1 protein-coding gene is annotated in these 1,697 nt (G+C 56.8%); it reads left to right on the top strand.

Features of this window, described 5'->3' with window-relative positions:
* On the top strand, nucleotides 1-1,383 hold a 1,383-nt coding region (locus tag DMG62_24905; protein ID PYY19147.1), incomplete at its 5' end, for a hypothetical protein.
* Between the last annotated feature and the right edge of the window lie 314 nt (nucleotides 1,384-1,697).

Raw genomic sequence — 1,697 nt, 5'->3', positions numbered from 1 at the left:
AAAGGGATACTCAACGAAATCACGGATAGTCTTGCTGGGGTCCAGGAGGAAGGGGTTAGGGAGAAGATCCGGAGTAAGGTCGTGCTTGCTGCGAGGGCGGCCGATGCGCTCTACGGGCAGACAGTGAGTCAGGCACAAAACACGATGGTCAAACTAGCAAAGGAGATGGATAAGAAGCTGGACGCGCTGGTGGGCAACGCGGGAGCGCAGAGGTCGCGCTCCTGGGCCGAAGTCGCAGCAGCGAACGCGTCCCGTACGCTTCCCCCATCGGATCAACGAGCTGCAGTCAGGGTGCGCCTCACAGAAGCGGAGGGGAAATCCACTACAGAATTACTGGAAGCAGTCAAGCCAGTAATCCAGGGGGCATATGCGGTGCGTCGGCTGCGAAGCGGGGACGTGGAAGTAATGTTGCCAAACCAGAGGGCAAAGGACCAGGCATTGAACCAGGCTGAGGTGGCGGGCTGCAAGGTGCTTAGGCAAGACTATCCAGTCGAGGTGCCTGGTGTACCGCTAGCAACAGGAATCAAACATGGCAAGGCCCTGGAGAATGAGGAGGTGGCGAAAGCGATCTGCAACGCGACGAAAAGGACCATCCCAGGCATCTTCATCAATAAAATCCGCTGGTTGCACGATGCCAAGGGGCACGACGAACGCGTACAGGCCGGTAAGACGAGAGGAACAGCAATCATCAGCTTCCCTACCCAGGCGATGCAACATGAGGTTATCCGCAAGGGCGTAGTTATTGGAGCGGAACTGTTCGATGCGAGATTGTACAACAACAGCCTTGAAATGAAGCAATGCTTCAAGTGCTATGGCTGGGGCCACACCCAGGCGGCTTGCGGAAAGCAAGAGCGATGCGGGGAGTGCGCAGGCCAACATCCGACAAGGGATTGCAAGAAGGAGCGGGTTTCCTGCGTCAACTGCGGCAGGGGCCATAGGGCGTGGCAGAAGAGGGCGTGCAATACGTTCCAAACATTCTTGGAAGAGACGAAGAAGAAAAGAATCAACCTAGTTGTGCAGACAGCAGCGGTACGAAATGCCAGCACCAACGACACGCAAAACCCACTCCTGGCCACCCTTGAGCTCCCAGCGAGCAGGAAGAGACCCAGGGTGCCTTCGACACAAGAGCGAGAGCAAGAGCGAACACAAGAGCGAACCCAAAGCGCGAAAAAGGGCAAGGGACGACCGACCAACATCGAGGTAGCGGGCAGGGACCGGAGCAAAAGTCACATAAGGCTAAGCACGCCTCAAACCGTCCCTAGTTCAATCCCTAGCTCGTTCTGGAGCAGGCAACCCCCGCCACAGGCGAGCTCAAGCTCAGGGAGTAGCATGGAAGCAGACATGAGCGCGGCCGACCCAATCAACGACGATGATGAGTGCTAGAGCTTAAAGCCAACGCGAGCAAGGGGAACCGAATCCAAACAGAATGGGCTGGGCGGCAGGTGGACTGAGCGAGATCTCAATAATCCAGTTCAACTGCGGTCAGGCCAACTACAGAACATCAAGACCGATATTTGATGCAATCACGCCCGGCGGCCCGCATGCTACTAGCGGTCCAGGAGCCGGCATTCAGCAAGCTCACAAGCTCGACGTACTGCCCGAGAGGGTTCAAACTGGTTTATGAGGCAAACCCGGCAACGAGGGTTTGCTTCATGGTAAGCGATCAGCTAGGGACTGACCAGTGGACGAGTCGGTCA

The organism is Acidobacteriota bacterium (assembly GCA_003225175.1).
Taxonomy (GTDB): Bacteria; Acidobacteriota; Terriglobia; order Terriglobales; family Acidobacteriaceae; genus Gp1-AA112.
This window is presented reverse-complemented; position numbering and strand designations above follow the sequence as displayed.